Genomic DNA, 23898 nt, shown 5'->3' on the forward strand with positions numbered 1-23898 from the left:
CTGCTGGAGAACGAGGCGGATTGCCTCATTCGCCAACATAAAGCCGCGTGACCGGCCTCTCCCTGACCTCCGGTGTCAGACCGTAGCCCCTACCGCGCGAGCGGTTTAGTCCGTCGGCCATCAAGTGACATTCAACCAGCGCTATCGAATGACCGAAGTTAGGTTCACAGCCGACGTCGAATAGGAGTTGGGATTTGGTTGTACCGCCGCGTGGTGCGCGTCGGATACGCGGTGATGCCGGTCGCACGGAAGCGCGGGTTTCCGATTTTCGTACTGATCCCAGCTGCACGTGCTCGGCGTTGCACGTGAACATCACTTCGAGCACGGCGCGCGGATAAAGTCATTCCGGCATGCGCCTGCGTTGGTCGATTAATTGCGCAACCGAGCTGAGAGTATCGTCAAAGTAGGCGTCGAAGTCGGTGATGTCCGCCCGGTGATATTCGCTAAGGGCCGATTGGATGGTTTTCACTGCTTCCTCCAACCGGGCCGTGCCGCTCTCCCGCTCGCCCAAATTCCGCAGCGCATTACCGAGGCCGTTCTGGACCACCGCCCAATCCAGCGGAACGCGTTCGCGAGTGTATTCCATCAGCGCCGCGCGGAAGGCCGCCACCGCTTCCTCTAGGTGCGCCGTGTCGCCCACCCGCGTGCCCAGGCTCGAGAGCGCGGCCCCAAGATTATTTTGGGTGCCCGCCCATCCCATCGGGTCGCGCTCGCGAGTCCGTTCGGTGAGCACGATGCGGTAGATTGCTATCGCTTCTTCCAGTCGAGCCGAGTCGCTCTTCTGCTCGCCCAGATTCCACAGCGCAGCCGCGAGATTATTTTGGGCGATCGCCCAATCCAGCGGGAAGCGCTCACGCGCGTATTCCGTCAGCGCCGCGCGGTAGGCCGCGACCGCTTCTTCCAGTCGAGCTGTGTCGCGCTCCCGCTCTCCCAGCCCCGAGAGCGCGGCCCCAAGGTTGCTCTGGATGTCCGCCCAACACAACGGGTCGCGTTCGCGTGGGTATTCGCTTAGTGCCGCGCGGCAAGCCGCCACCGCCTCTTTCAGATGGTCCGTGCCACCCTCCCGCTCGCTCAGCCTCCACAACGCGATCCCGAGATTGCTTTGGGTCACCGCCCAGCCAAACGCGTTGCGTTCGCGCGTGTTTTCGGTCAGCGCCGCCCGGAAGGTCGCTATAGATTCTTCGAGATGAGCAGTGTCGTTTTGCCGCTCGCCCAGATTGCGCAATGCTAAGCCTAGTTGGTTTTGGGTCGCCGCCCAATCAAGCGGGACGCGTTCGCGCGTGTATTCGGTCAGCGCCGCGCGAAAGGCCGCCACCGCTTCTTCTAAATGAGCCGTGTCGCCTACCCGCGCGCCCAGCGTCCGGAGCGCAGCGCCGAGGTTGGTCTGAATCGCCGCCCAGTTCAGCGGGACGCGCTCGCGCGGTGCGTCGGCGAGCGCTTGGCGGTAGATCGCGATCGCAGCGGCAAGTGCATCGTTGTTTCCAGCACGAGAGCCAAAGTCGCACAGTGCTGCCGCGGCGTCCAACGCGTATGACAAGCGCAGGTCGGAATCATCAATGGGAGCAAGCACGTGCAAGCCTTCCTCGAACCGCGCATGAGCGTCCGCGACGTTGCGTTGCCCCAGGGCGGCCCGGCCGAGTAAGGCACAGGTTTCGGCCTCTGACTGTAGTCCGGCGACCCACTCCGCCTGTGCTTCTCGCGCCCTGCGACGTCTTTGCTCAGAGATCACGCTCTTTCGTGCACGGATGTCGTTGAGTATGCTTGTCGCATCGTCGAAGGCACCTGCATCTAAAGCAGCAATCGCCCGCTGGCGAAGTTCCGCGGTCTCACCGTCCTCACTGCCGGTTAGCGCCTGACGCATCGCGCAAAATTGTGTGGCGAGGGCGAGCAACGTACCGGACCAGCGCTCAGGCGGGACATCGTCGTGGCCAACGATGCGAAGCATCGACCGTACTGCCTCGCGCGTCATGCCCAACTGCTCGGCTAATTCTTTGAGTTGCGGGGTGAATTGTTGGATAAGTCCGTCGCGTTCAGCCTTGAGGAGCTGCGCGACCTGTGCCGCGCTGTAGCCGACAGAAAGACGCTTGCCCTGCAGCACGACCGCACCGGGCCCAACATCTCCGATAAGGTATCGTGGCAGCCCCGAGGGCATGGCGCTCTGGGAGCTCATGGAGCCTACTTTACAAACGCGTCAATAGCCGCTCTGGTGGCGGCCTCGGACACCGTGCCCAGAGTCTCCTGCGCCGCCTCGCTTTTGAGAATGTCGCCGAGCGCGTTCCCTACCCCAGACGCGCTGCTGCCGAACCACGACTTGGCGTCGATCAGCGCGCGACGGAGCACGCCGGGTGATTCCTGAGCCTTGGCGAGGCCTTCGGCAACCGCCGCCGTCTTGTCCTTGGCAAGCGCGCGGGTGTCATCATCTAGCGACGCGTCCTTGTCGATCTGGTCCAGTAGCGCGGCGAATTGCCGGGCGAGCGTCTCGCCTTCGGGCAGGTCAGCGACCCCTTCGATCCAGGAGATGTTCTCGCCCTGTGCGACGCGGGCGCCCGCGCCGACATAGCCGATCTGATAGCTGCGTTCCGGTGTGGGGTTCGGTTTTTCGGACTTGGATTTGTCCTTCGTCGGGGTACGGGGCTGGGACGTCCCCGTTATTTCGGGTTCAGTGTTTCTAAGCAATTTCGCGACGTACTTTTCGCGGCCAAGTTCTGACGGTTGATTCAACCCTTCTTTTATCGAACTGGCAACCTTATCTTCTGATTTCTCGAGAGTCTCGATTATCAGCGCCTTCAGCGCCCCGTATCTTTCGGGATCTTTCTGAAATACAGAACTATCATGAACAATCTCGTTCAGCAACTCCTCGGTCTTGGGCGATTTTCTTAGTACAAGAGCTAATTCCTTTTCAAAACTCCTTTCATACTTGCTTTTCACGAAAGTCTTAAGAATATCCCGAAATGCCTTGGCGACGCCCACTCCCATCGAGATTACTGCTCCTGATACCGCGAGTATAGAAAGTGTTAAAGGCTCCATTTTTAAAACCTCATCTCATGAAATCGGGGAATGGTTCCTGAAGCCGTATATGTCTATTGTATCTTTCAGCCGTGTGGCAAACAAACATCAAAAACATTCCCGCGCCACAGACAAATAAAATAAGGGCCTCGTGGGGCGGATGTCCCTTAACGCTGAGTCCATAAAATAATATATAGAAAACTGCTTCCATGAGCGCGACGCCAAATAGACCTTGGTATTTGGATGCGACCCCGATACCAATCGCATACATCGATGCCGTCAACGCGACAGATTCCGTTTTCACTGCGTCCGAGATGAGCCATTCGAACCCGAGGGGGAAAAGCGGCCAAAGTATCGTCAAGATCACGCAAAACAGGAATTGCTGCCATGACTTTGTCATATTTTTCCCCACCCGCGTTTACGAAACTAGCAACTATCGTGGGAAACGGATAGTGTCCTTTGTTACCAGCGCAGGCGTTCGGGCTTCGAACGCTCTAGCATGAGCATAGGCGCTCATGATTCCCCACACAACGCGAGTGGCCGCCTCCAACGGCGGAGCCGCCATGCAAACGCCCGTTCCAGGTCGCGACCAAGCGACCGCAATTGGGCCGAACTTAGGCGGACACTTACCTCGCACCACGCCGTTTGCGTCGCCTCCTCGAGTCGGTCGAAAGTTCAACGGTCGGCCGGTATTGCTGCCTGCCCGTCCATCCGAAAGGCCGTCGTCGAGCGAGTTCAGTGTTTGAGAGAACTGTCGGCTCGTTTGACTCTGGATCCGGTGCACCCACTGGAATGGGACTTCCGGCCGACCGGTTTAGATGGTGACTCACGGTTCGTCGGTCGAGCCAACTCCGTTTCCGCACGTTGCGTACGGCGGCCTAGATTCCGAAGGAGAGTTCGTGCCCGCGGGTCCGTATGGTTCAAGCGCATCGCGCCAATTGACCTGCCTATTCCAGTCTCGAATGATCTCTGCCCGCAGGAAAGGTGAATCTGTTACGGCGACTTGCGCTGGCGCTCTGCAATCAATCTACCAAGCGCGCCCAATGACTCGTCGAAGTAGGTATCGAGATCACCGATGCCGGCACTTTGGTACGCACTACGCGACGAGTCGATCGCTTTCTGCGCTTCCTGCAGGCGGGCCGTGCCACTCTCCCTCTCGCCAAGTTTCCAGAGCGCAGTTCCCAGGCTGAACTGGATCGTCGCAAAGCCCAGCGGGTCTCGCTCGTGCGTGCGTTCAGCTAGCGCCTCGTGGTAGGCCGCCACCGCTGCTTCCAGGTGGGCGGGGTCATTCTCGAGTTCGCCTAGCGTCGCGAGCGCGTTTCCCAGGTTGTGTTGGGTCGTCGCCCAGTCCAGCGGGACGCGCTTGCACGTGCGTTCGGTTAGCGCCGTCTGGAAGGCTGCCACCGCTGCTTCCAAGTGGGCGGGGTCATTCTCGAGTTCGCCCAGCGTCGCGAGCGCGTTTCCCAGGTTGGCCTGAATCATTGCCCAGAACAGCGGGTCTCGCTCTCTCGAGTGTTCAGTCAGCGCCTCGTAGTAGGCCGCCACCCCTTCCAGCAGGCGGTCCGAGTTTCTCTCGCGCCGGCCTTGCATCGCGAGCGCGTTTCCCAGGCCGGACTGAATCGTCGCCCACAACAGCGGGGCTCGCTCGCGCGTGCATCCAGTCAGCGCCTCGTGGTAAGCCGCCACCGCATCCGCGAGGCGGCCCGTGCCGCTCTCCCGCTCGCTCAGCCTCAAGAGCGCATTTCCGAGATTGTGTTGGACCGTCGCCCAGAACAGCGGGTCTCGCTCGCGCGTGCATCCAGTCAGCGCCTCATGGAAGGCCTTCACCGCTTCCGCCAGGCGACCCGTGTCACTCTCGCGCTCGCTGAGGCTCAAGAGCGCATTTCCGAGATTGTTCTGGGTCGTCGCCCATCCCAGCGGGACGCGCTCGCGCGTGCGTACCGTCAACGCCTCATGGTAGGCCGCCACTGCATCCGCGAGGCGGCCCGTACCGCTCTCCCGCTCGCCTAGCTTCGCAAGTGCATTTCCGAGGTTATTCTGGATCGTCGCCCAGCCCAGCGGGTCTCGTTCAGGTGTGCATTCAGTCAGCGCCTCGTGGTAGGCCTCCACCCCTTCCAGCAGGTGGTCCGTGCCTCTCTCCCGCTCGCCTAGCTTCGCGAGCGCTGTTCCGAGGTTGCTCTGGATCTTCGCCCATTCCAGCGGGAAGCGTTCCCGCGGTGCGTCGGCGAGTGCCCGGCGGCTGCCCGCGATCGCAGCAGCAAGTGCATCGTTGTTTCCGGAACGATCTCCGAAGTCGAACAGTGTTGCTACAACGTTCAACGCGTATGAGAAGCGCGGCGCGGGATCATCAATGGGCGCAAGCACGCGCAAGCCTTCAAAGAACCGCGCATAGGCTTCCGTAACGTTGCGTTGCCCCAAGGCAGCCCGGCCGAGTAGGGCGCAGGTCTCGGCCTCTGACCGCAGTCCGGCGACCCACTCCTCGTGTGCTTCTTGCGCCCTGCGACGTCTTTGCTCAGAGATCAAGCTCTTTTTTGCGCGGATGTCGGTCAGCAGGCTAGTCGCATTGTCGAAGTCACCTGCATCCAAAGCAGCAACCGCTTGCTGTCTCAGTTCCGCAGTCTCGCCGTCCTCGCTGGCTGTCAGATCCTGGCGCATGGCGCGATATTGCGTAGCAATGGCGATCAACGTGTCTGTCCAGCGCTCGGGCGGGACATCGTCGTGGCCGGCGATGTGGAGCGTCACGCGCACCGCTTCGCGGGACATGCCAAGTTGCTCGGCTAATTCTTTGAGCTGCGGCGCATATTGCTGGACAAGTCCATCGCGCTCAGCTTTGATGAGTTGCGCGACGTCTGCCGCGCTGACGCCGACAGAAAGATGCTCTCCCTGCAACACGACAGCGTTGTTGCCAACATCGCCGACCCGGAATAGCGGCACCTCGGCGGGCATGGCGCTATTTCACAAATGAGTCAATGGCCGCCTTGGTGGCTGCCTCGGACACCGTGCCGATGGTCTTTTGCGCCGCCTCGCTTTTGAGGATATCGCCGATCGCGTTGCCTACCCAGGACGCAGTGTTGCCGAACCACGACCTGGCATCGATCAGCGCGCGACGGAGCACACCAGGCGATTCCTGAGCAGTGGCAAGGCCTTCGGCAACTGCCGCCGTCTTGTCCCGCGTAAGCGCGCGGGTGTCATCATCGAATGACGCGTCTTCGTCGATCTGCTCCAGCAGTGCGGCGAATTGCTGGGCGAGCGTCTCGCCTTCTGGCAAGCCGGCGAGCCCTTCGACCCAGGAGATGTTCTCGCCCTGTGCAACGCGGGCGCCCTCGCCGACATCGCCAATATGGTAGCTACGTTCCGGTGCTGCGTTCGGCTCGTCGGCCATGGATACCTCCTCTGTCGACACACGGGGCGGGCGCCCCCGTCCATGCAAACATCCTCGTGTTTCATTGTAGCGCCGCTCACTGCAAGGGGCACAACGGCAACTTTGGAGCGGGGTACGGACATTCGCAGACACCAACCGAGCGGCAGGTCAGGGGCGACTTCGGCCGACCGCGACGAACAGTGGTCGGCGGCACACGACGTTCAGCGAGCGGTCAGACCTACTGTTCGATTCGCTGCACTGTTACGCAAACCAAGCGAACGAGCGACGCGCACGCGAGCACGACGATCCTACGTACATCGTGATGCTGTTGCAACGCGTGATCCTCGTCAGCATCGAAACGATGGGGATTGTTCGGACCGTCCCGTCGCTGCAAGGATGAGCGTTGGACCGTTGCGCCCTCGGAACGCCCAATGCGGGGCATCCGAAGGGGCGCGGACGTACGCTAGGTTTGATCGGTGGCTTGGGCCGGCTTAGCGACGCGAGAACGGCGAGGCCGAGGTCCTGCGGTTGGCTTGGTTGACCCTTCCTCTGTGGTTGGTCGCCGGTAATGGTGCGTTTCCACTCTTCTTGGGTTTGTAGCGGCACGCAGGGAAGTTCGAGCAGGAACGAAACTCCCCATAGGGACCGGTGCGCAAGACCAAAACCCCTCGTTTGCACGCGGGGCATTCCTCCTCGTGAACGACCTTGCCATCAGTGTCGGTGGTCGACACCGCGCCGTCCTGCTCAAGCTCCCGCAAGAAGCTCGAACACTGACCGCGTGCCGTGAACATGGCCACGGTACGCCGTGCCCTGGTAAGGGCCACGTAAAACAAGCGACGCTCTTCCCCGTGCGGGTAGTTGTCCCCGGCGGGCATGGCTAACGCCAGTACCGGGTCATCAGCGCGCGTGTTCGGGAAGCTACGCCCGCGTAGCACGCTCAGCATCTCCGGCAAGATCACGTAGTCGGCTTCGCTTCCCTTCGATCGGTGGATGGTGAGGAACGACACATCCACCCAGCGCTCGAAGCGGGCCTTGTTTGCCGGGACGTACTGCCGATCGGCGTTGTACCTGCCAAGCACGAAAACCGAAACCTTCCCATCGCGGCCGGCCGGGATACTACCATCGTGGACGCCATGGGCCAGTTTCATCACGAACTGGTCGATGGCGTCGACCAGCTTTTCCTTGTTGTCCACTTGAAACGCTTGGAGCACGGGCCCCATCGCGGGGGTGACCGACATCACGCGTTTGCCGATCTGCGTTGGGTTCTTGGACACGAACCGGCTAGACACGTCGCACAGCGCTTGGGGACAGCGGAACGTCTGTTCCAGCTTGAGAACCTGCCCGTGGCCGAACCATTCCCGGAAATCGGTCATCACCGACACGTCCGCGCCGGCGAAACGGTTGATGGACTGCCAGTCGTCGCCCACGGCGAACAGGTGTCGCCCAGGTTTCTGAACCAAGGCGCGGCACAAGCGGGCCCGAGCCCGCGAGGCGTCCTGGAACTCGTCGGCCATGACCAGCTCGTAGGGCGCCTCGTAACGACCGCTTTCCAAATGCTCGGCCGCCAGGTTGAGCATGTCTTCGAAGTCGATGCCGTCTTCGTCCGCCAAGGCGGCGTCCCACGCCTTGATGATGGGCTCCGCGATGTCGAGGAACATACGATGCCGGTGCTTGAACGCATCGTCCGGCATGGCGTCCAGACGCTGGCGCAGCGCCGCCGCGCTCAGGCAGTTGCTTTTGGCGTGGCTGATGAACGTTCTCACCAAAGCCACCAGTTCCGATGGCTCCATGGGCTTTTGACCTCCGGCGGGAATCTCGCGATCCGGATTGGGGTCGAGTTGTATGCCCCGGCGGGTCAGCTCGCCAGCGAGGTGCTTGAACACGTCGCCGGTGCGGATCTGATGCGACGTCGTTTCGATCAACGACGTGCCACGTTCCCGATGCAACTTGCGCTTCCAGTCGACGCCGGCAAGGTAGTCTGCAAAGTGAGGTGGGGCGTTGCCCTTGGCGTCCAGGGCGAAATGTTCGTGGTAGAGATCAATGCCCGGGTAAAAGAAGTCCGGGCGATATTGGCGATGATCTTCGTCGGCGGTCTTGAACTTGTACCGCTCCTCGTAGCGGTAATCCACACCGTTGTAAAAGAGCCAGTTGGAAAGGGTGGCCTCTTCCTGGCTGCGCACGCGCTTCCCGTCGGCGGTAAGGGTGCGGCCGTTGCCTTGATCGTCCCAGACGTCCGGTGTGCCGATTGACCCGAACGCCGGCAGGTCCCGGCCGAAGACGAATCTGAACAGATCCCACTGGGTCCGGAAGGTCGCCGAACGATCCTTGAGCTGATCGACGATCTCGGTGAGCTTGCTGATGCCACCGGCGGTGTCGGTTGCCCAATCCGGGATGTCAGGCTTTTCCTTCGTGGCCTTGCCGATGATGCGAAGGCCCAGGGCGTGGAAAGTTGAGGCTTCCACCGCTACATCGTCCATGCCCAGCCGCTCGAAAGATTTGGCGGCACGGTCCGCCAGTTCGACGGCGGCCTGTTTGTTGAATGCCAGCATGACGATCCGCTTCGGAGCAACGAAGCCTCGATGGATGGCGTAGGCGGCTTTTGCCACCATGGTGGACGTCTTGCCCGAGCCGGCCGAGGCGACCACCTGCACGCGGTTGTCGAAGCAGATCACCGCCCGCGCTTGTTCGTCGGTCAGGGGCTTGCGCTCCACGTGGTCGAACAGGTCCTTGCACGCCGTCAACTCGCGCTCCGTATGGGCCGCGTTGAGGGAGGCCCAGAAGGGCCGATGGTCGGCTTCCCATCGGATGAGGGAACGCTCCATATCGGCAGATTCTTTTCCCAGCCTGGTGTGCACGTTGGCTTTCTGCATGCGAGCGCGAAACGCCTTGACGTCGATGGACGGTCGGGCCGCTTCAATGGCCGCCTGCATCTCGTGCGTGATCCATCGGCGACCGGCTTTTGCTGCCTGCTCTTGCTGGGTCTTGTTTTCAAGCCAGTCGAGCGCGGTTTGATGAGCACCACGCAGAAACACCACGTCCTCGTGGATCTGCTTCTCGACCAGCGCGGCTTCAACAGCGCTGGTCAAATCGGTCCCTCGGGCGTTGGGCAGTCCGTCCACCTTCACGACCCGCGCGGGGCCTGGGCGGAGCGTGACGTCGGTCCAGAAGACTCCCCGATTCACCCGGTACGAGCCGGCGTCGTCGACGTTGACGTCGTATGTTTTTCCATCCACCGTCAACGATAGTTTCAAGCCTTGAAGGATCAGGCGCCAGTCCGGCGATCGTGTCAGCTTTCGGCCCCACGCGGAGGGAGCCCATTCTTTTGTCATCGTCTACCCTGCAATAACCCCGGAAACCGGTTTCGGTCGTGCCAGAGAACCGGTCGCGTCATGATAGCCTGAGCTGCTTTGCAGGCGGCCGACGCGTGCCGTTAGCCATTCGCGCGTCGTTCACTCTCAAACCCGGGCTTGCATGCTTTCTATGACGTCGTCGCATCCTAAAGTCTGTCTTTGCGGGTAGTATTTGAATTCCCATGTCCTCCGTCCTTGTCCTTATGGCGCACTCCTACTACTCCCAGCGTAAAGGAACAAATCCGAATCAATCTGGCCTGCCCCTAAAAGACATTATTGATCTTTACATTCGCGTGTACGACCAAATGTCCGAAGGCGGATACTTCTCCGAAGCCTTCGGATATGAGTGTGTGGACGCTGGGCATATCAATGGGAACGTGCGCGACATTGATCTCGAGTTGCTCCTTACCGTTCGCAAGAAAGACCTATGGCCTCCGCACGCCTTCGGACAAGGCTACACGGAAGACGATTTTTTTGACGTCGTCGAATTCCTGTTTCAGCAGGTTTCAAAGCCGATAGACGGCTCCTTTCATAGCTACGCTCAATGTGGCATGCACTGGGAGACGTTCAATAAGCAGCAAGGTCAAATCGAGTACCGCGAAAAAGTGAATGCTGTGCTCGGCCACTATGCGAAGCCGTTTGAATTGTCAGAGAACGGCGAAATACTTCACAAGCCACAGCAGGGGTTCGAGAAGATCTTTGATGCTGACATCCCTTCAAACGACTCCAATATATCAAATCGAATCAACGCTGCGATCCTACGTTACCGTCGCCATGGTGCGACGCTCGACGACCGCAGGCAAGCCGTTCGCGATCTCGCTGATGTGCTGGAGTACACTCGCGCCGAGATCAAATCTCTTCTTACTTCAGCCGACGAGAAGGATTTATTCAATCTTGCGAACAACTTCGGGATTCGTCATCACAATGACCAACAAAAGACGGGGTACGATGCAAGTCTATGGTTGAGCTGGATGTTCTACTTTTATCTCGCGACCATTCACGTCGTTTTACGGAAACAGCAACAGGGTCGCACAGGCCTATCCACAGATGGATAAGGCACAGCTAAGTCACCATAGCAGCACGCGCCTTCTACCGTTCGACATTTCCCGCGGGAATGGGCGCTTTATGCCCCTTGCATGAAAGGCCGCGCCGCGGCGATCGCCGCGCTCTGTCGTCGGGCGCGAGCCGGCCATCCTCAGCCGTTCGTCCGAGCGTTCACGGGGACGCCCGAACGGCCGGTCCACCTTCGGGAGCAGACCGTTGCCGCGCGGCTGTGCCTATCAGATCATCGGCTATTGCCGCCATTTGCCGTTTATGCGCGGTTTTACGCAGCCGTTACCGTGCGTGGCATGGAAACCGAAGACATGACGACAACCGGCGACGCACGTAAGGAAGCTTAGGCTCCCTTTTTTTCATCCCCCTTTGAAAGCGGCGCCTTGTCCGTCTTCCGGTTTCAAGTTGGGATCACCGCTCAAGTTATATTTTTTAGGATCTATGTTCTTGCTGACCCAAAGTAAGAATGATGCAACAGTTGGGTGCTTACGCCCTACGATCGCGATGTAGTTGACCATCGCCTTCATAATTGCTCCGAAGGCGCATTCCTCAGGGTCCATGTCAACGAACCCATCTTCCTCTTTGTCCATATGCTTCATGTCGTTGATGAAGAGGACGTCGTTAATCGCGTGTCCGTGCTCTGCGCGGGTACGTTCCGCAGCGCCATTGCGCATCGCTTCCTCCATCAACGTGTCTGTGAAGTTGGAATTGTCCTTGTCTAGTGCGAGTTGCGACAGGATTACGTCTGCAGCCCCTGCAAGGGTAACCACGGCGAATCGGTCGCGGCCAACCACGAACAGACCAATAGCTGCCTCAAGCTGGCGTTCTGCTAGTTGAAGGCGAGTGTATTCGCGGAATGTCATTTTTGGGGCCTCTGCCTCTCAGGGACTGCTTGATACCGTTCCATGATCGCCTTGCCGTCAGAGTTCTGCCAAGTCCATTGCAGTATGTCCTTGACGAATGATTCCTCTTGCCCTTTCAGAACTATGTAGTCGCTAATCGCACGCACAAGCGCATTTGTGGCTTGCTTCTCCAAGTCAAGTTTGACCGTGGGTGTGTCCTTGTCGGAGTAATGTTTGTGGGCGCTGATGCCCAACCGCTTCTCGATGTGATGGAAGGCGGACCGTCTCGGCGGTGTCCTGCCAGCAAGCTCACGATGGACACGACACGCGTAGTCAACAAAGGGCTCCTTTCCTTCGCGCCTAACAAGCTCGTCGAGGATGCCGCTTGCAGCACCTGCGAGCGTGATCACAGCCGAGAAGTTGCGCTGGTTGAAGAATATTTCGGTTGCCGTGACTAGCTGCGAGCGTGCGATATCGAACTTGTGAAATCGTGGCATCCTTAGCTCCTTCATCAGGTAGCCGGGAACGATTGTTGGCGTCGACTGGTTGCGCCAACCGACGTGCTGACCGAGCGTCACTTCGGCAAGGTAAGCTTCCGCAAATCTGCCGCCTCGCGATCCTCCGCAGCCTTCTTCCGCGCATCGACGAGGCGCGTGGCGACCAGTACCAGCAGGTTGGGCACCCCGATCAGCGCGCGCGCTTGTTATGCTATCCCTCTCTCAAACCACGCGTGCAGCTCGTCAGAGGGGCTGCCCCTTCGCCATGGCGAAATACGACGCCCTCGAAACGTACCTGCGCAGCCTTGCTGGCGATACCGTCCGGCTCACATTTGACGAAATCAACAAGATTCTCCCGACGCGGCTGCCGCGCTCGGCCTACGAGCATCCGCCTTTCTGGAGCAACACTGAGGTCGGGAGCTCGCATGTCTGGGCAGACGCATGGCAGGGCGCGGGGTGGCGAACCGTGGGGCACAACCTTGAGCAGCAGTACGTGGAATTCCGCCGATTCGCGGCCGGGCCGTCCGGGGAACTGCAGGACCATGCCCAGCCGCTTATTGAAGAGGACGCCGTCGCATCGGGGCCGATCGCACGAGATGCAACTCGCAACGAGGATAGACGGAACACGAGTGAGGACAGACAACTCGCCTCAATCTGGACGCGCCGCGGACAACAAAAATTCCGGGGGCGGCTGCTGCGTGCCTATGGCTCGGTCTGTGCGGTCAGCGGCTCAACCGTCGAACCGTTGCTTGAGGCCGCCCACATCGTCCCGCATGCACTCGAAACGAACTACGCCGTCACCAATGGGCTCTTGCTGCGCGCCGACATCCACACGCTTTTCGACCTGCACCTGATCGCCGTCGACGCGGACGGACGCGTGAGCGTTACGCGGTCGCTCGAATGGACGGAGTATGCCCAGTTCCGCGGTCGTCGCCTCGTCGCGCTTCCGGTCGACCAGGCGGAACGCCCCTCACCGGAGCAGCTGAAACGCCATCACAATCTGTTCATCGCGCGCGAAGAGGCGCTGGACGACGAAGCCCCCAAGACAAGCCGCGATGAGCTCTCCTGCCGTCCAGACTGAAGCGATCTTCCTCCTCGACCGCAACGTCGTCTCACTCATCAAGGACGCCGTCGCGGGCAAGACGCAGACCGACGCGAAAAAGCAGGCCTACCTCGAATGGCTACGCACACTCGACGTTCCGGTGCACAGCATCAGCCCTCTCCTGTCTACCATGGAGGGCGAGAAGGGTTACGAAGACAGCATCAGAGAAAAGGCCGCAAGCCTGGAGAAAGAAACGTACGCGGTTGGCCAGTTCTTCAAGTGCGCGAGCACGGACGCGGCCCATCTCTTGGGCTTCAGAGACTCCGTTGCCGGGCTGTTCACGGGCATGAAGGAAAGCCTGTGGGATGAAAGGGCGGATTTCCTCATAAAGGCTGCCCCGCTCGTTGCCCAGAAGGTCGCTGTAAGCAAGCGCCGCGGCTTGGAAAACGAACTTGTACAACTCGCGCGGGCAACGGGGCTGGCTGCAAACGATGCAATCGTGATCCTGTTCCTCGCCTGCTTGTATGGAAGCGATGCCGCGCGCCGGGTGATCAAACCTGCTAAGCCGAGCGTTCACAACGTCCTTACGGATCTCCACGCGATTCCGCGCGTCGGCATGGTGAAGGCCATCGCAAAGCAACTTCCCAGTCCACTCAGAGTCCGGCTTCTGACGCGTGACGAAGGGTTGTTCGACGTACTGAAACACATGCGCATCGTACGCCCTCGGTTTGCCACAGCCAACAGGCTGGAAATGCAGATCGAGTACCGTCCGGCGCTTTTTCCCGCGCTTGCCGCTGCGGACGCATTTGCGCTGCTGCAGCGGCTTGAAGATGCTGCCACGAGTAACACGAGTTCCGGTGCAATTTGACAGTCGAGAGTCTTCGGTCGCTGACGACCGTTATACTTGGGGACCTGCCGTTGCCGTCGTTACGAGTCGAAAGGCCGTAGTGGGTCCTTAACCGCGTCGAGGTCTCAAAGGCTGTATGGGTGTCTCGTGGTGGGGCCAAACGATGGAGAGGTCGTCCGGAACCTTGAGGGTCAAAGGTTGACCGGAAATAAAAGATTTGTAATTTTTGATGCTTGGACCAGTTTTGTGAAAGTCTGCCCCCTTGAGGAGCTACCCGGTTATCGCAGTCGCACGGTTCCAAAGCAAGCACGAATGAATGCGTGGCGTACCCGTATGCAATTCGTCCAAGTAAGATTTGGTTGAAATCGCAAATAAGCATATATCCGAGGGGACTGTGGCAAAAACCGCGAAGGCGAGCGAAAGCACAGCAACAACAGCGCTGCCGATTCCGACACCGTGGCCCGGCGCCAACGCCCGCCTGCTAGGGCTGGGCGTTGGGCTTCCCGTTGCGCCCTTAACTCGCCTCGCCCAATTTAGCGCTGCGGAATTTGAGAGATTTACGCTCGAATGGGCGAGCGAATATCTTTCGAAGCAAACTCAGGTGTTCGAAGTCCAGGCGCGGGGAGGCTCTGGCGATAAAGGTCGAGACATTATCGTCTGGCTTGATGCGGCGAATATAGTCCCACGCCGCTGGCAGCTCTTTCAATGCAAGCACTATGATGCAAAACTCGGCCTGTCCAAAGCGGGTATCGAGATAGCCAAGGTGCTGTACTACACGCACATCGGTGACTACACGCCACCAGAGAGCTATTACTTTGTGACGCACAAAGGTGTCACTTCGCCATTCCAAGATTTGCTCGACGCGCCAGAAAGTCTCAAGAGTGAGATGATTGATACGTGGGATTCCTATTCGAAGGCTATAACCTCGAAGGAAACAATTGCGCTTTCTCCTGAACTCAAAGCGCATATCTTGAACTTCGATTTCAGCAATTTTTCCGCCAAGCAGCCACATGACTTAATTGCGGAGCATGCGCAAACCAAATATCACCTGACGGTGTTTGGCGCGCCATTGCTGAATAGGCCTCCGCCGCCCCCTCCTCCGTCGACGGTTGCAGCAATCGAAGCAAAATACATTGGGCAACTGTATCGCGTCATCGGCAATGACATTGGCACTGTTGTCGGAAGCTCCGAAGACTTCAAGCACAGTTCTTATCATGCCCGGATGTTCGAGCGTTCGCGATTGACCTTCTACAGCGCGGAGGGTCTGAAAGAGGTGGCGCGAGACCAGATGGCAGACCAGGCATATTTCGATACGTTGCTGGACGAGTTCTCCGACGGGCTGTACTACCAATACACCGAGCCCAATGGAACTCCGATTGCGCGCCTGAAGGCGACGGTAAGCGCCGCGCAGAGCATCCAGCTTGGGTCACACCCGCTCGAGCCGCATGTCACCAGCAAAGACCGTGAAGGCATGTGCCATCAGATGGCTAACGAAGAACGTCTCGATTGGTGCAATCCATGATTAGTGCGGACAAGCCAATCCGAACGCCTCAAGTTCGCCCGTTCAATTCAGCCCTAGAGTACGGGTTCCGGACGCTGTTCATCCTGAACGCTGCGGGCGGTCATGCAATGGACCTCCAGCGACTTGTATCCTACGACTACCTGCTCGTCCACTCCGGTGACGTGGATGATGGCCCAGCCAGCTTGCATCCGGCGATGCCCCATCGAGGCACGGAGCTGCTCGTGAAGCGCAATGTCATCCATGCTGGGCTGACCCAGATGCTGGCGAAGGAATTGATTCAAATCGTCTTTGCCCCACAAGGCTTCCTGTACCGAGCTACCGATATGACGGCCGCGTTCATCAAGCTGCTGAAATCAGCCTACGCGCATGAGTTGGGCGCGAGAGCGAACTGGATAGTCGACCGGTTTGGTCGTTACACCGACCAGGAGCTCGAGGCTTTCATGGCGCAAAACGTGGGACGATGGGGCACAGAATTCGACCGCCTCACCGCCGTTGATTTACTGGAACTTTGACTATGCTTCAAATCAGAAAGATTCTGCTCAGGGGAGCTGGGCTGGAAGACGCCGTCGTCCAGTTCTACAGCGGCGCCAATGTGCTCGCGGGCGAGTCTGACACTGGGAAAAGCTTTCTCCTGGAATGCATCAACTTCATCCTTGGAGCGGATAAGCTGAAGCATGTTGAGGAAGCGGTGCATTACACCCACCTCGTCGTCGAATTCGTCAATTCCAAGGATGAGACCATCACATTGGTGCGCCCGACAGATGGGGGCAATCTGATGGTGTATAGGGTACCCATTGAAGATATTTCAGGAAACGGCGAGGTGATAGCGCCGACCCGAAAAGGCACGAGCAAAGGCCCCGACGTCACGTCGGTCTTGCTGCCGTTTGCGGGCATCAAGGAAGCTCGCCTTCGGAAGAACGTCGGTGGCGAAACTCAACGCTTTACTATCCGCACGATTGAACCGCTATTCCTAATCGACGAAGTCTCTGTCATCGACCAACACTCCCCGGTAACGGGGAAGCCCGGATTCGGCGATACGGCCCGGAAGCGCGCCATCTCATACGTCCTGACTGGGATTGACGATGAAAGCGTGGCCGCCGGTGAAAAGAACGAAATCGTGAAGGCGCGACTGAAGGCACAGCTCGAACTTGTGGGCGAGATGTTGCAACCGTTGAACGAGCGCTTCGCACTGCCAAGAGAGTTGAATGTCTCGACAGATGATACAGAGCTAGACTCGTTGATTGGTAGCCTGACCGACGAGCTAGAGGGTCTCGCTACCGCTCGGGATGAAGCCCTGGAAAAATCGCAAGAAGCAACTCGAAATATCCTGAAAGCCGATTCGCAACTGCTCGGCATCCGTGAACTGCTTTCGAGGTATCAACTGCTGGACGAACGGTACACCTCTGACTTGGACCGGCTGGACTTCATTTCTGAAAGCTCTTTTTATTTCGAAGCGCTCCAGGAAGTCCCCTGCCCAGTATGTGACCAGATAATGGCACCGGGTCACTCGCACAGTCCGGATTCCGCCGCTCGACCAATCCGAGAGTCTGCAGTGGCCGAAGCTGCAAAAATCCACGCACATCGAACCGACTTAGCGGCGGCAATTCGCGACCTCAAGGCTCGACAAGGAGTCGTCGAATTTGACAAAATGATTTTCGATTTCGACCTCGATGTGTTGAACGCAGAGTTGAATCGCACTTTGGCCCCACGTTTGGAGTTCACTACTGAGCGCCTCGAGCAACTCATGAGTCGACACACTGAACGTGAGACTACGCGAGTCGAGCGAGAACGTTGGCAAAGTTTGGTCAAACGCCAAAACGACATTAATTCGGCTCTCGCCGAGAGTGGCGCGTCGAAGAAAAATTGGTCCGGCATTCCTCCCAAAGAACTCGGGGAATTTTGCGCTGAGATTCAAGCTGTGTTGGTCGAGTGGGCGTGGAAAGGAACTCCACATGTCCAATTCGATGAAAAGGCATACGACATCGTTGTGGATGGGAAACCGCGTCAGTCCTCGGGCAAAGGCGTCCGGGCAATACTGTACGCCGCCTTTGCAATTGGGCTACTCCGATACTGCGCAAAAAACAACCGCCCACACCCCGGCGTAATCGTCATCGACTCACCACTTACGAGCTACAAGAGTAAAAAGAGCGAAACTGTAAAAGGGGAAAATGGACAGATTGACGCGGGCATTGAAGCGGCATTCTGGAAGTCGCTGGCCAATACCTCAAAAGACATCCAAATTATAGTGATAGAAAACAAAGAACCTCCCAGCGAAATCGCCGAGGAAGTTCATTATCAGTGGTTTGCAGGCGAAAACGCGAAAGCAGATGACCGCGCTGGATTTATTCCGACGAAATCCTAGTAGACAAGCTGATACTTCTATACCGCATCTGGCGTCGAAATGGAGGAGCAAAATCTGACGCTTGATGCGACATGATTCGACCTTGTGAAGCATGGCGCCGTTTTCACTCACGCCGGATAATTTTTTTTATTTCGGAGAGGCGCTGCCGGGCTTCCTCTCTCGGAGTAATGACGACAATCTCCGGAATCGTCACACCGAGCACCTTTGCTAGATTGGATACGTATGGGCGAGTGCGGCCGGCAAGTTTTTGGCGCGCGTTAGCAACCCGCGTTTCGCCACACGTCTGGATCAAATAAGCATACCCACGGAGGTCGCGGTCGGATTCGATAATAACGTCAGCAATGGAAGGGGTAGGCTCTTCCATCGCTGCACCTCCGCAATCGGCTTTAGGTTGAATTTACAGTAGGACCTAAATCGATAAATCCAAATTTATTTTTAGCGGATTGTGCTATCTTTTCCGCGCCCCTCCCCCAGACCCCCACCCCGGTTTCGGGCATGCTTGCCCTCAACCAAAAGCGGCTCGGCTCCCTGCGGGTCGCCTTCGAAACCTTAGAGAGTCAATGCACGTAAACCCTACTCGGTCACAAACGGCTGCTTTTCGGGATACGACATATGTGTTCGATTGGGCATGGGCCGACGCATACAAACGCAACGGTCTGCCGTATTACCCGAAGCTGCTGTGCGCGGTGCCGTTCACACCGGTGCAAGGCAACCGCCTGCTGGCGGTGGGCGCGCATGCGTTGCGGCATCTGGCTGCGACGCTGATGGCGTTTGCCGAGCAAGCCGATGTGTCGTCGCTGCATGTGCTGTTTCCGACGCAGACCGAAGCGGATGCGCTGACCGGTCTCGGCATGATGCAGCGAGAGGGCGTGCAGTTCCACTGGCTCAACGACGGCTATCGCGACTTCGACGATTTCCTCTCGACGCTCGAACAGAAGAAGCGCAAGAACATTCGCGCCGAGCGTCGCAAGGTCCGCGAGGCCGGTGTGACGATGCGGCGGATTCGCGGCGAGGACATCCAGGATGCCGACTGGCGCTTCTTCAGCAAGTGCTATCGGCAGACCTACCGCGAACATTTTTCGAGTCCGTATCTGAACCTGGATTTCTTTCGCATGATCGGCGCGTCGATGCCGGAGAATCTGATGCTCGTGATCGCCGACTACGAAGGCAAGCCGATCGCCAGTTCGCTGGTGGTGTATCAGCGTGACGCGCAAACCGGCGGCACCTTGTATGGCCGCTACTGGGGCGCGCTGGAACACGTGCCGTGCCTGCACTTCGAAACCGCGTACTACCAGCCGCTCGAATTCTGCATCGAGGAAAAACTCGGCGCGTTCGAAGGCGGCGCGCAAGGCGAGCACAAGATGGCGCGCGGGTTCCTGCCCACGGTGACGCGCTCCGCGCACTGGCTCGCGCATCCGGCGTTCGCCGATGCGGTCGGCCATTTCCTCGACAACGAAAAGCACAGCATCCACGCGTACGTGGACGAGCTGCGCGACCACAATCCGTTCAAAGGCTGAAGCGCATCCATGGCGTGGTTTCTTTATTTGCTCGAATGCTCGGACGGCAGCGTCTACACCGGCATTGCCACCGACGTGCAGGCGCGCTTCGACAAACACGTGAGCGGCGCGGGCGCGCGTTATACGCGCTCACGCAAACCGGTGCGCGTGCTGGCGTCGTTCGAGCTGACGGACCGGTCGAGCGCGTTGCGTGCGGAGTATTGGGTCAAGCGGCTGTCGCCGATCGACAAGCGCGCGCTTGCCGCGGGCTCGCGCACGCTCGAATCGGTGCTGCCGGTGCCCGAGCCGTTGCTGGATGAAGGCGAAGAGGCGCAATGACAGATGGGCGCTTCGTGAGAGCGTGTTGAGTCACCCCACGCCCCTTCACACTACCCCCGCACCTCCCGCATCCGCTCAGTCAGCAACCGATGCATCCGCGCGAGTTCACCCACCGCATCGGCCTCCAGCGACGTCAATCTGTCGCGTGCGGGAAGCTCGCGCTGAACCGGCTTTAACGTCCGGTTCAATGCCGCGTCGATATCGGCGCTCGTCGCCGCGACCCAGCCGGCGAGTTCGTCGTGCATGTCGCGCCAGGTCGCACTGAGGCGCAACTGGGTCGCGGTCCCGGCCATCCTGCGCAACAGACTCAGCACCGTCAGCGCCACGGTATCGACCATCGAGTCTTCGAGCTTTTCGAGGCGCATCCGGCCGATGGCCTCCTCGGCATTATTGCTGCCGAGGCCCGCGGCTCTACGCAAGCGCTCCATGTTCTTTTCGCTCGCACGCGGCGACGCCAGCGCAGCCAGCAGATACGCGAGATTGGCCCGCACCGCCTGCGTCAGGTAAGCGCGGTAGTCGATCTTCTCGCGCGTCGGCCACAAGCAGAACGTGGCCAGCAGCGCCAGCACGCAGCCGAGCACGTTGTTGCCGAGCCGCGTCAGCGCAAACGCTAATTCGTTGGCGCCCGGCGTCGCGAAGTCGGCGACCAGTACGAAGGTCGGCGTCAGGAACAGCACGAACAGGCTATAGCTGACGGGCCGCAGCGCCATCGTCGCGATCACCAGCGGAAACACCGCGAGGGCAATGCCGAGCGGCGAATCGATCGCGTAGCCGATCGCCGCCGCCAGCACCCCGCCGACGATACTGCCCGCGGCGCGTTCGATGCTGCGTGGCCAGGTTGCGCCAATCGACGGTTGCAGGATCAGCAGCGTCGCCATGGTCGCCCAGTAGCCGAACGGCAGCCCCAGCGCGCGAATCACCAGAAAGCCCGTGGTGGTCGTCACGCCGACGCGCGCCGCATGCCGCAAGCCGACCGACTGGCGCGACAGATTGGCTTTGAGCGTCGCCCATGCGCGCGTTGTCAGCCGGGCCGCGCTCGCGGTCCACGGTTCGGGGCGCGCATGGAGCGGCGCGAAATCGACCAGTTCGAAGTCGGACTTCAGCTTGACGGGTTCCATCAACGCGGTTTCGAGCCGTCCCGCGAGACGGCGCAAGCGCCGCTGCAGATCCGCCAGCCGCGCCCAGCGCGCTTCATTGGCCGCCACCCCGATGCCGCGCAGCAGCTCGCCGATCGCGCCCAGCAATCGGACTGCACGCTTGACGCGCCATGCGTCGTCGGGGACTTTTTCGCTCGCGCCGGAAACCGCGATCAGATAGGCAAACAACGCTTCGCCATCGGTCAGCAAGGCGAGCAGCGTGTCGTAAGTCTGCCCTGCATCCGTTCGCGCTACGGGCACCCTCGCCAGCGCCGCCCGCGAGCGCTCCAGCGCGGCGCGAGCATCGGCGCGGAATTGCGCGGCATGCGTGGCCCACTCGCGCACGCTCGCGCGGTGCTCCAGCAGGCGGGCGCTGTCCAGCGCGACATCGGCGAGCCGCAGATACACGCCACGCAGCGACGACCGGCTCGCGCCGAACGGATGGATGCGCCACACGGTCAGACTCAGCGCGACCGCAAACAGGCAGCCGGCCAGGTAGACCGCGAGAAACGCCATGCCGGCGCGCGGGTCGTGCATCGGCCGGTCGACCATCACCACGCAGGCGGTCGCGGCGAGAATCATCACCTGCGAGGTGGCGGCGCCCCAGATGCGGCCGAACGCGCCGAGCGTCGTGAACACGAGAAGCGCCAGCGCCGCGTAGCCGGTCCCGGCTGCCGACGCGAACGCGGTGAGGCCGCCGCATACGGTCGACAGCAACGCGAAGCCCATCATCGACGCGAAGCGCGCACGGTTGGAACCCGCCGCGTCGGCCAGACAGGTCCAGAAAGCGCCGATCGCGGCCCACGCGAAGCTCGGATCGTGCAGCACGTCACCCAGCGCGAGCATCGCCGTCGATGCGCACGCCGCCCTCAAGCCTTCGGACAGACTGGCCTCGCTCGTCGCGAACGACACCATCCATACCGGCCGCTTGCGGTAGATCGCGGTGGCGATCGTGTACAGCCAGCTCGACCAGCGTGGCGACGACGGGTGGGACTTGCGGTTCATCATCCGGACGGTGGGCTCCTCAAAACGCGTGTGGGCGCGGCGTACGCGCATCGGTCCAGCCGGCGGTCACTGCTGCGATGGTGCGTACGACAGTGCGTACGACAGTGCGGCAGATGATAAGGGTTTATACCTAAATATAAAAATGCCTTCGCTTCATCCATTCGATGCACGACGGCTATGCACGCCACGCGAAGAGGTCGACTGCCCACCCGTCGCGAAGTGAGTCGCGGGTACACCGGATGCATCGACGATGCCGGGATTGAAGCGGGGTGTTCCGCGTGCTGCACCGCTGGCGCCCCATCACACTCACTGCTTCTGCAGTTTCATCACAGTGAGTGCGCCGTCCACTTCTTCCGCGACGAAGTCAATCTTGTCGCCGACCTTCACCTGGGACAGCATGGCCGGGTCCTTGACCTTGAACACCATCGTCATCGCTTCCATGCCGAGGTTTTCGAGGGGACCATGCTTGATGGTCAGCTTACCGGCGGCGGCATCCACTTTCTTCACCTCACCGTGCGACATGTGCGACATGCCGTTCTTCGCGTCTGCACCTTGTTGCGGGCCGCCTGTCATGTCCATGTTGCCCATATCGCCGGCTGCGTCGGCGGTTGCCGAAACGGTCACAGCACTAACCATCACAATCAAAGCCATCAGGTTCTTCATCAGGTTCTCTCCAAAGCCCAAGTGACAAAAACAAAGTGACAAAAATCTGGCCGGGCGAATGGCCCGGCTCCCAGCGCAATCAGCTATCCGGCAGTTCACCGGTGTACTCGTACGCCACGGTCCCCTTCGGGTGTCTGAACCAGCCCGGGTCGCGGTAGTCGTTGCGGCCGAGTCCCTCGCGCACCTTCACGACGCTAAACATGCCGCCCATTTCGAGCGCGCCGAACGGCCCGGTTCCCGTCATCATCGGCAGCGTGTTGTCCGGTAGCGGCATTTCCATGTCGCCCATCGAACCGCCTGTGCTGCCCATTGCCATGTAGTCCGGAATGAGTTTGTTGATGCGCATCGCGAGGTCTTTCTGCGGCACGCCGATCAGATTCGGCACCTGATGACCCATCGCATTCATCGTGTGATGCGACTTGTGGCAGTGAAACGCCCAGTCGCCCGGACGGTTTGCCGTGAACTCGATGGCCCGCATCTGACCGACCGCGACATCGGCAGTCACTTCCGGCCAGCGTGCCGAAGGGGGAATCCATCCACCGTCGGTTCCTGCCACCTCGAAGCTGTACCCATGCAGATGGATGGGGTGATTGGTCATCGTCAGGTTGCCGAAGCGGATGCGGACCCGGTCACCGGCGCGCACGGGCAGCGGGTCGATGCCCGGAAAGACCCGGGCATTCCATGCCCACATGTTGAAGTCGGTCATTTCGTTGACGCGCGGCGTGAAGCTGCCAGGGTCGATGTCGTAGGCCGACATCAGGAACACGAAGTCGCGGTCCACCGGCATGACGCTGCGCTCCCTCGGGTGGACGATGAACGTGCCCATCATGCCCATCGCCATCTGCACCATCTCGTCGGCATGCGGGTGATACATGAACGTGCCATGCTTCTCGAGCTGGAACTCATAGACGAACGTCTTGCCTGGCGGGATGTGCGGTTGCGTCAGCCCGCCCACGCCGTCCATCCCGGACGGCACCAGCATGCCGTGCCAGTGAACCGTGGTGTGTTCCGGCAGTCTGTTGGTCACGAAGATGCGGACCTTGTCGCCTTCGACCGCTTCGATGGTCGGGCCAGGCGCCTGGCCGTTGTATCCCCAGAGATTCGCTTTCATGCCCGGCGCCATTTCGCGGACCACAGGCTCGGCGATCAGATGAAATTCCTTCCAGCCGTTCTTCATGCGCCACGGCAGAGTCCAGCCATTGAGCGTTGCCACGGGTGTATAGGGGCGGCCATTGGGGGGGACGAGCGGCGCCTGGGTGCCGGTCTTATCCATGCTTGGCGCTTCTGGAAGTGACGCTGCGCCAGCCTTGCTGACCAACGCCGCGCCGAGGAGCGCAGCACCCGAGCCGCCGAGGAAACTTCGACGTGAGACCATGT

The 23898-nt window shown here is 59.9% G+C and carries 18 protein-coding genes and 1 pseudogene; 8 read left to right on the forward strand and 11 right to left on the reverse strand.

Features of this window, described 5'->3' with window-relative positions; all coding sequences use genetic code 11:
• Window positions 1-340 precede the first annotated feature (340 nt).
• From BN2475_RS29760 to BN2475_RS29785, 5 genes are all read right to left on the reverse strand, one after another.
• A complete protein-coding gene (locus BN2475_RS29760) occupies window positions 341-2098 on the reverse strand; it encodes a tetratricopeptide repeat protein (protein WP_159444630.1) in 1758 nt (585 codons plus the stop codon).
• A 77-nt stretch (window positions 2099-2175) separates the two neighbouring features.
• Entirely contained in the window at window positions 2176-2976 is an 801-nt protein-coding gene (locus tag BN2475_RS29765) for a hypothetical protein (protein WP_094782986.1), read from the reverse strand.
• A gap of 1023 nt (window positions 2977-3999) precedes the next feature.
• A complete protein-coding gene (locus tag BN2475_RS29775) occupies window positions 4000-5952 on the reverse strand; it encodes a tetratricopeptide repeat protein (RefSeq protein WP_094782988.1) in 1953 nt (650 codons plus the stop codon).
• Between the two features lie 4 nt (window positions 5953-5956).
• Entirely contained in the window at window positions 5957-6388 is a 432-nt protein-coding gene (locus BN2475_RS29780) for a hypothetical protein (RefSeq protein ID WP_094782989.1), read from the reverse strand.
• Between the two features lie 470 nt (window positions 6389-6858).
• Window positions 6859-9696, reverse strand: a complete 2838-nt coding sequence (locus tag BN2475_RS29785; protein WP_094782990.1) for a UvrD-helicase domain-containing protein — start codon at window positions 9694-9696, stop codon at window positions 6859-6861.
• A 203-nt stretch (window positions 9697-9899) separates the two neighbouring features.
• On the opposite strand from BN2475_RS29785, the gene BN2475_RS29790 reads away from it, so the two are divergent.
• Entirely contained in the window at window positions 9900-10772 is an 873-nt protein-coding gene (locus tag BN2475_RS29790; protein ID WP_245841683.1) for a hypothetical protein, read from the forward strand.
• A gap of 357 nt (window positions 10773-11129) precedes the next feature.
• Here BN2475_RS29790 and BN2475_RS29795 read toward each other — a convergent pair whose 3' ends face one another.
• Window positions 11130-11633: a hypothetical protein gene (locus BN2475_RS29795; RefSeq protein WP_094782991.1), complete on the reverse strand. Its 504-nt coding sequence runs from the start codon at window positions 11631-11633 to the stop codon at window positions 11130-11132.
• Window positions 11630-12109 (reverse strand): hypothetical protein, encoded by a 480-nt coding sequence (locus BN2475_RS29800; RefSeq protein WP_143325975.1) that lies wholly within the window; start codon window positions 12107-12109, stop codon window positions 11630-11632. Before BN2475_RS29800 ends, BN2475_RS29795 begins: the two co-directional genes overlap by 4 nt.
• A gap of 265 nt (window positions 12110-12374) precedes the next feature.
• On the opposite strand from BN2475_RS29800, the gene BN2475_RS29805 reads away from it, so the two are divergent.
• From BN2475_RS29805 to BN2475_RS29825, 5 genes are all read left to right on the forward strand, one after another.
• Window positions 12375-13190 carry an HNH endonuclease gene (locus tag BN2475_RS29805; protein ID WP_094782993.1) on the forward strand — a complete coding sequence of 272 codons (816 nt, stop codon included), beginning with the start codon at window positions 12375-12377 and terminating at the stop codon, window positions 13188-13190.
• Entirely contained in the window at window positions 13165-14019 is an 855-nt protein-coding gene (locus BN2475_RS29810; RefSeq protein ID WP_094782994.1) for a hypothetical protein, read from the forward strand. Before BN2475_RS29805 ends, BN2475_RS29810 begins: the two co-directional genes overlap by 26 nt.
• A gap of 373 nt (window positions 14020-14392) precedes the next feature.
• The gene (locus tag BN2475_RS29815) at window positions 14393-15520 is read left to right on the forward strand and encodes an ABC-three component system protein (RefSeq protein WP_218023742.1); all 1128 of its coding nucleotides are present in this window, start codon (window positions 14393-14395) and stop codon (window positions 15518-15520) included.
• A complete protein-coding gene (locus BN2475_RS29820) occupies window positions 15517-16032 on the forward strand; it encodes an ABC-three component system middle component 2 (RefSeq protein ID WP_094782995.1) in 516 nt (171 codons plus the stop codon). The genes BN2475_RS29815 and BN2475_RS29820 overlap by 4 nt, the downstream gene beginning before the upstream one ends.
• A 2-nt stretch (window positions 16033-16034) precedes the next feature.
• Window positions 16035-17882 carry a P-loop NTPase family protein gene (locus tag BN2475_RS29825; RefSeq protein ID WP_094782996.1) on the forward strand — a complete coding sequence of 616 codons (1848 nt, stop codon included), beginning with the start codon at window positions 16035-16037 and terminating at the stop codon, window positions 17880-17882.
• A gap of 103 nt (window positions 17883-17985) precedes the next feature.
• On the opposite strand, the gene BN2475_RS29830 is transcribed toward BN2475_RS29825, so the two are convergent.
• Window positions 17986-18246, reverse strand: a complete 261-nt coding sequence (locus BN2475_RS29830) for a CppA family protein (protein ID WP_094782997.1) — start codon at window positions 18244-18246, stop codon at window positions 17986-17988.
• Between the two features lie 247 nt (window positions 18247-18493).
• On the opposite strand from BN2475_RS29830, the pseudogene BN2475_RS29835 reads away from it, so the two are divergent.
• Both BN2475_RS29835 and BN2475_RS29840 read left to right on the forward strand, forming a co-directional pair.
• Window positions 18494-19399: pseudogene (locus BN2475_RS29835) on the forward strand (GNAT family N-acetyltransferase); the annotation flags it as partial.
• A gap of 9 nt (window positions 19400-19408) precedes the next feature.
• On the forward strand, window positions 19409-19717 hold the full coding sequence (locus BN2475_RS29840; protein WP_094782998.1) for a GIY-YIG nuclease family protein: 309 nt from the start codon (window positions 19409-19411) through the stop codon (window positions 19715-19717).
• A gap of 50 nt (window positions 19718-19767) precedes the next feature.
• Here the strand turns inward: BN2475_RS29840 and BN2475_RS29845 are convergent, their stop codons facing one another.
• From BN2475_RS29845 to BN2475_RS29855, 3 genes are all read right to left on the reverse strand, one after another.
• Window positions 19768-21861, reverse strand: a complete 2094-nt coding sequence (locus tag BN2475_RS29845; protein WP_094782999.1) for an FUSC family protein — start codon at window positions 21859-21861, stop codon at window positions 19768-19770.
• Window positions 21862-22164: 303 nt separating this feature from the next.
• On the reverse strand, window positions 22165-22521 hold the full coding sequence (locus BN2475_RS29850; protein ID WP_094783000.1) for a copper-binding protein: 357 nt from the start codon (window positions 22519-22521) through the stop codon (window positions 22165-22167).
• Between the two features lie 79 nt (window positions 22522-22600).
• A complete protein-coding gene (locus BN2475_RS29855) occupies window positions 22601-23896 on the reverse strand; it encodes a copper oxidase (protein WP_094783001.1) in 1296 nt (431 codons plus the stop codon).
• Between the last annotated feature and the right edge of the window lie 2 nt (window positions 23897-23898).

The organism is Paraburkholderia ribeironis (genome assembly GCF_900019265.1).
In the GTDB taxonomy this organism is placed as follows: Bacteria; Pseudomonadota; Gammaproteobacteria; order Burkholderiales; family Burkholderiaceae; genus Paraburkholderia; species Paraburkholderia ribeironis.

What these genes read in the sequence shown, in the direction of transcription:
- BN2475_RS29765 (WP_094782986.1), bottom strand. Translation starts at nt 2,976, where the DNA reads ATGGGAGTGGGCGTCGCCAAGGCATTTCGGGATATTCTTAAGACTTTC.
- BN2475_RS29775 (WP_094782988.1), bottom strand. Translation starts at nt 5,952, where the DNA reads ATGCCCGCCGAGGTGCCGCTATTCCGGGTCGGCGATGTTGGCAACAAC.
- BN2475_RS29780 (WP_094782989.1), bottom strand. Translation starts at nt 6,388, where the DNA reads ATGGCCGACGAGCCGAACGCAGCACCGGAACGTAGCTACCATATTGGC.
- BN2475_RS29785 (WP_094782990.1), bottom strand. Translation starts at nt 9,696, where the DNA reads ATGACAAAAGAATGGGCTCCCTCCGCGTGGGGCCGAAAGCTGACACGA.
- BN2475_RS29790 (WP_245841683.1), top strand. Translation starts at nt 9,900, where the DNA reads ATGTCCTCCGTCCTTGTCCTTATGGCGCACTCCTACTACTCCCAGCGT.
- BN2475_RS29795 (WP_094782991.1), bottom strand. Translation starts at nt 11,633, where the DNA reads ATGACATTCCGCGAATACACTCGCCTTCAACTAGCAGAACGCCAGCTT.
- BN2475_RS29800 (WP_143325975.1), bottom strand. Translation starts at nt 12,109, where the DNA reads ATGCCACGATTTCACAAGTTCGATATCGCACGCTCGCAGCTAGTCACG.
- BN2475_RS29805 (WP_094782993.1), top strand. Translation starts at nt 12,375, where the DNA reads ATGGCGAAATACGACGCCCTCGAAACGTACCTGCGCAGCCTTGCTGGC.
- BN2475_RS29810 (WP_094782994.1), top strand. Translation starts at nt 13,165, where the DNA reads ATGAGCTCTCCTGCCGTCCAGACTGAAGCGATCTTCCTCCTCGACCGC.
- BN2475_RS29820 (WP_094782995.1), top strand. Translation starts at nt 15,517, where the DNA reads ATGATTAGTGCGGACAAGCCAATCCGAACGCCTCAAGTTCGCCCGTTC.
- BN2475_RS29825 (WP_094782996.1), top strand. Translation starts at nt 16,035, where the DNA reads ATGCTTCAAATCAGAAAGATTCTGCTCAGGGGAGCTGGGCTGGAAGAC.
- BN2475_RS29830 (WP_094782997.1), bottom strand. Translation starts at nt 18,246, where the DNA reads ATGGAAGAGCCTACCCCTTCCATTGCTGACGTTATTATCGAATCCGAC.
- BN2475_RS29840 (WP_094782998.1), top strand. Translation starts at nt 19,409, where the DNA reads ATGGCGTGGTTTCTTTATTTGCTCGAATGCTCGGACGGCAGCGTCTAC.
- BN2475_RS29845 (WP_094782999.1), bottom strand. Translation starts at nt 21,861, where the DNA reads ATGATGAACCGCAAGTCCCACCCGTCGTCGCCACGCTGGTCGAGCTGG.
- BN2475_RS29850 (WP_094783000.1), bottom strand. Translation starts at nt 22,521, where the DNA reads ATGAAGAACCTGATGGCTTTGATTGTGATGGTTAGTGCTGTGACCGTT.
- BN2475_RS29855 (WP_094783001.1), bottom strand. Translation starts at nt 23,896, where the DNA reads ATGGTCTCACGTCGAAGTTTCCTCGGCGGCTCGGGTGCTGCGCTCCTC.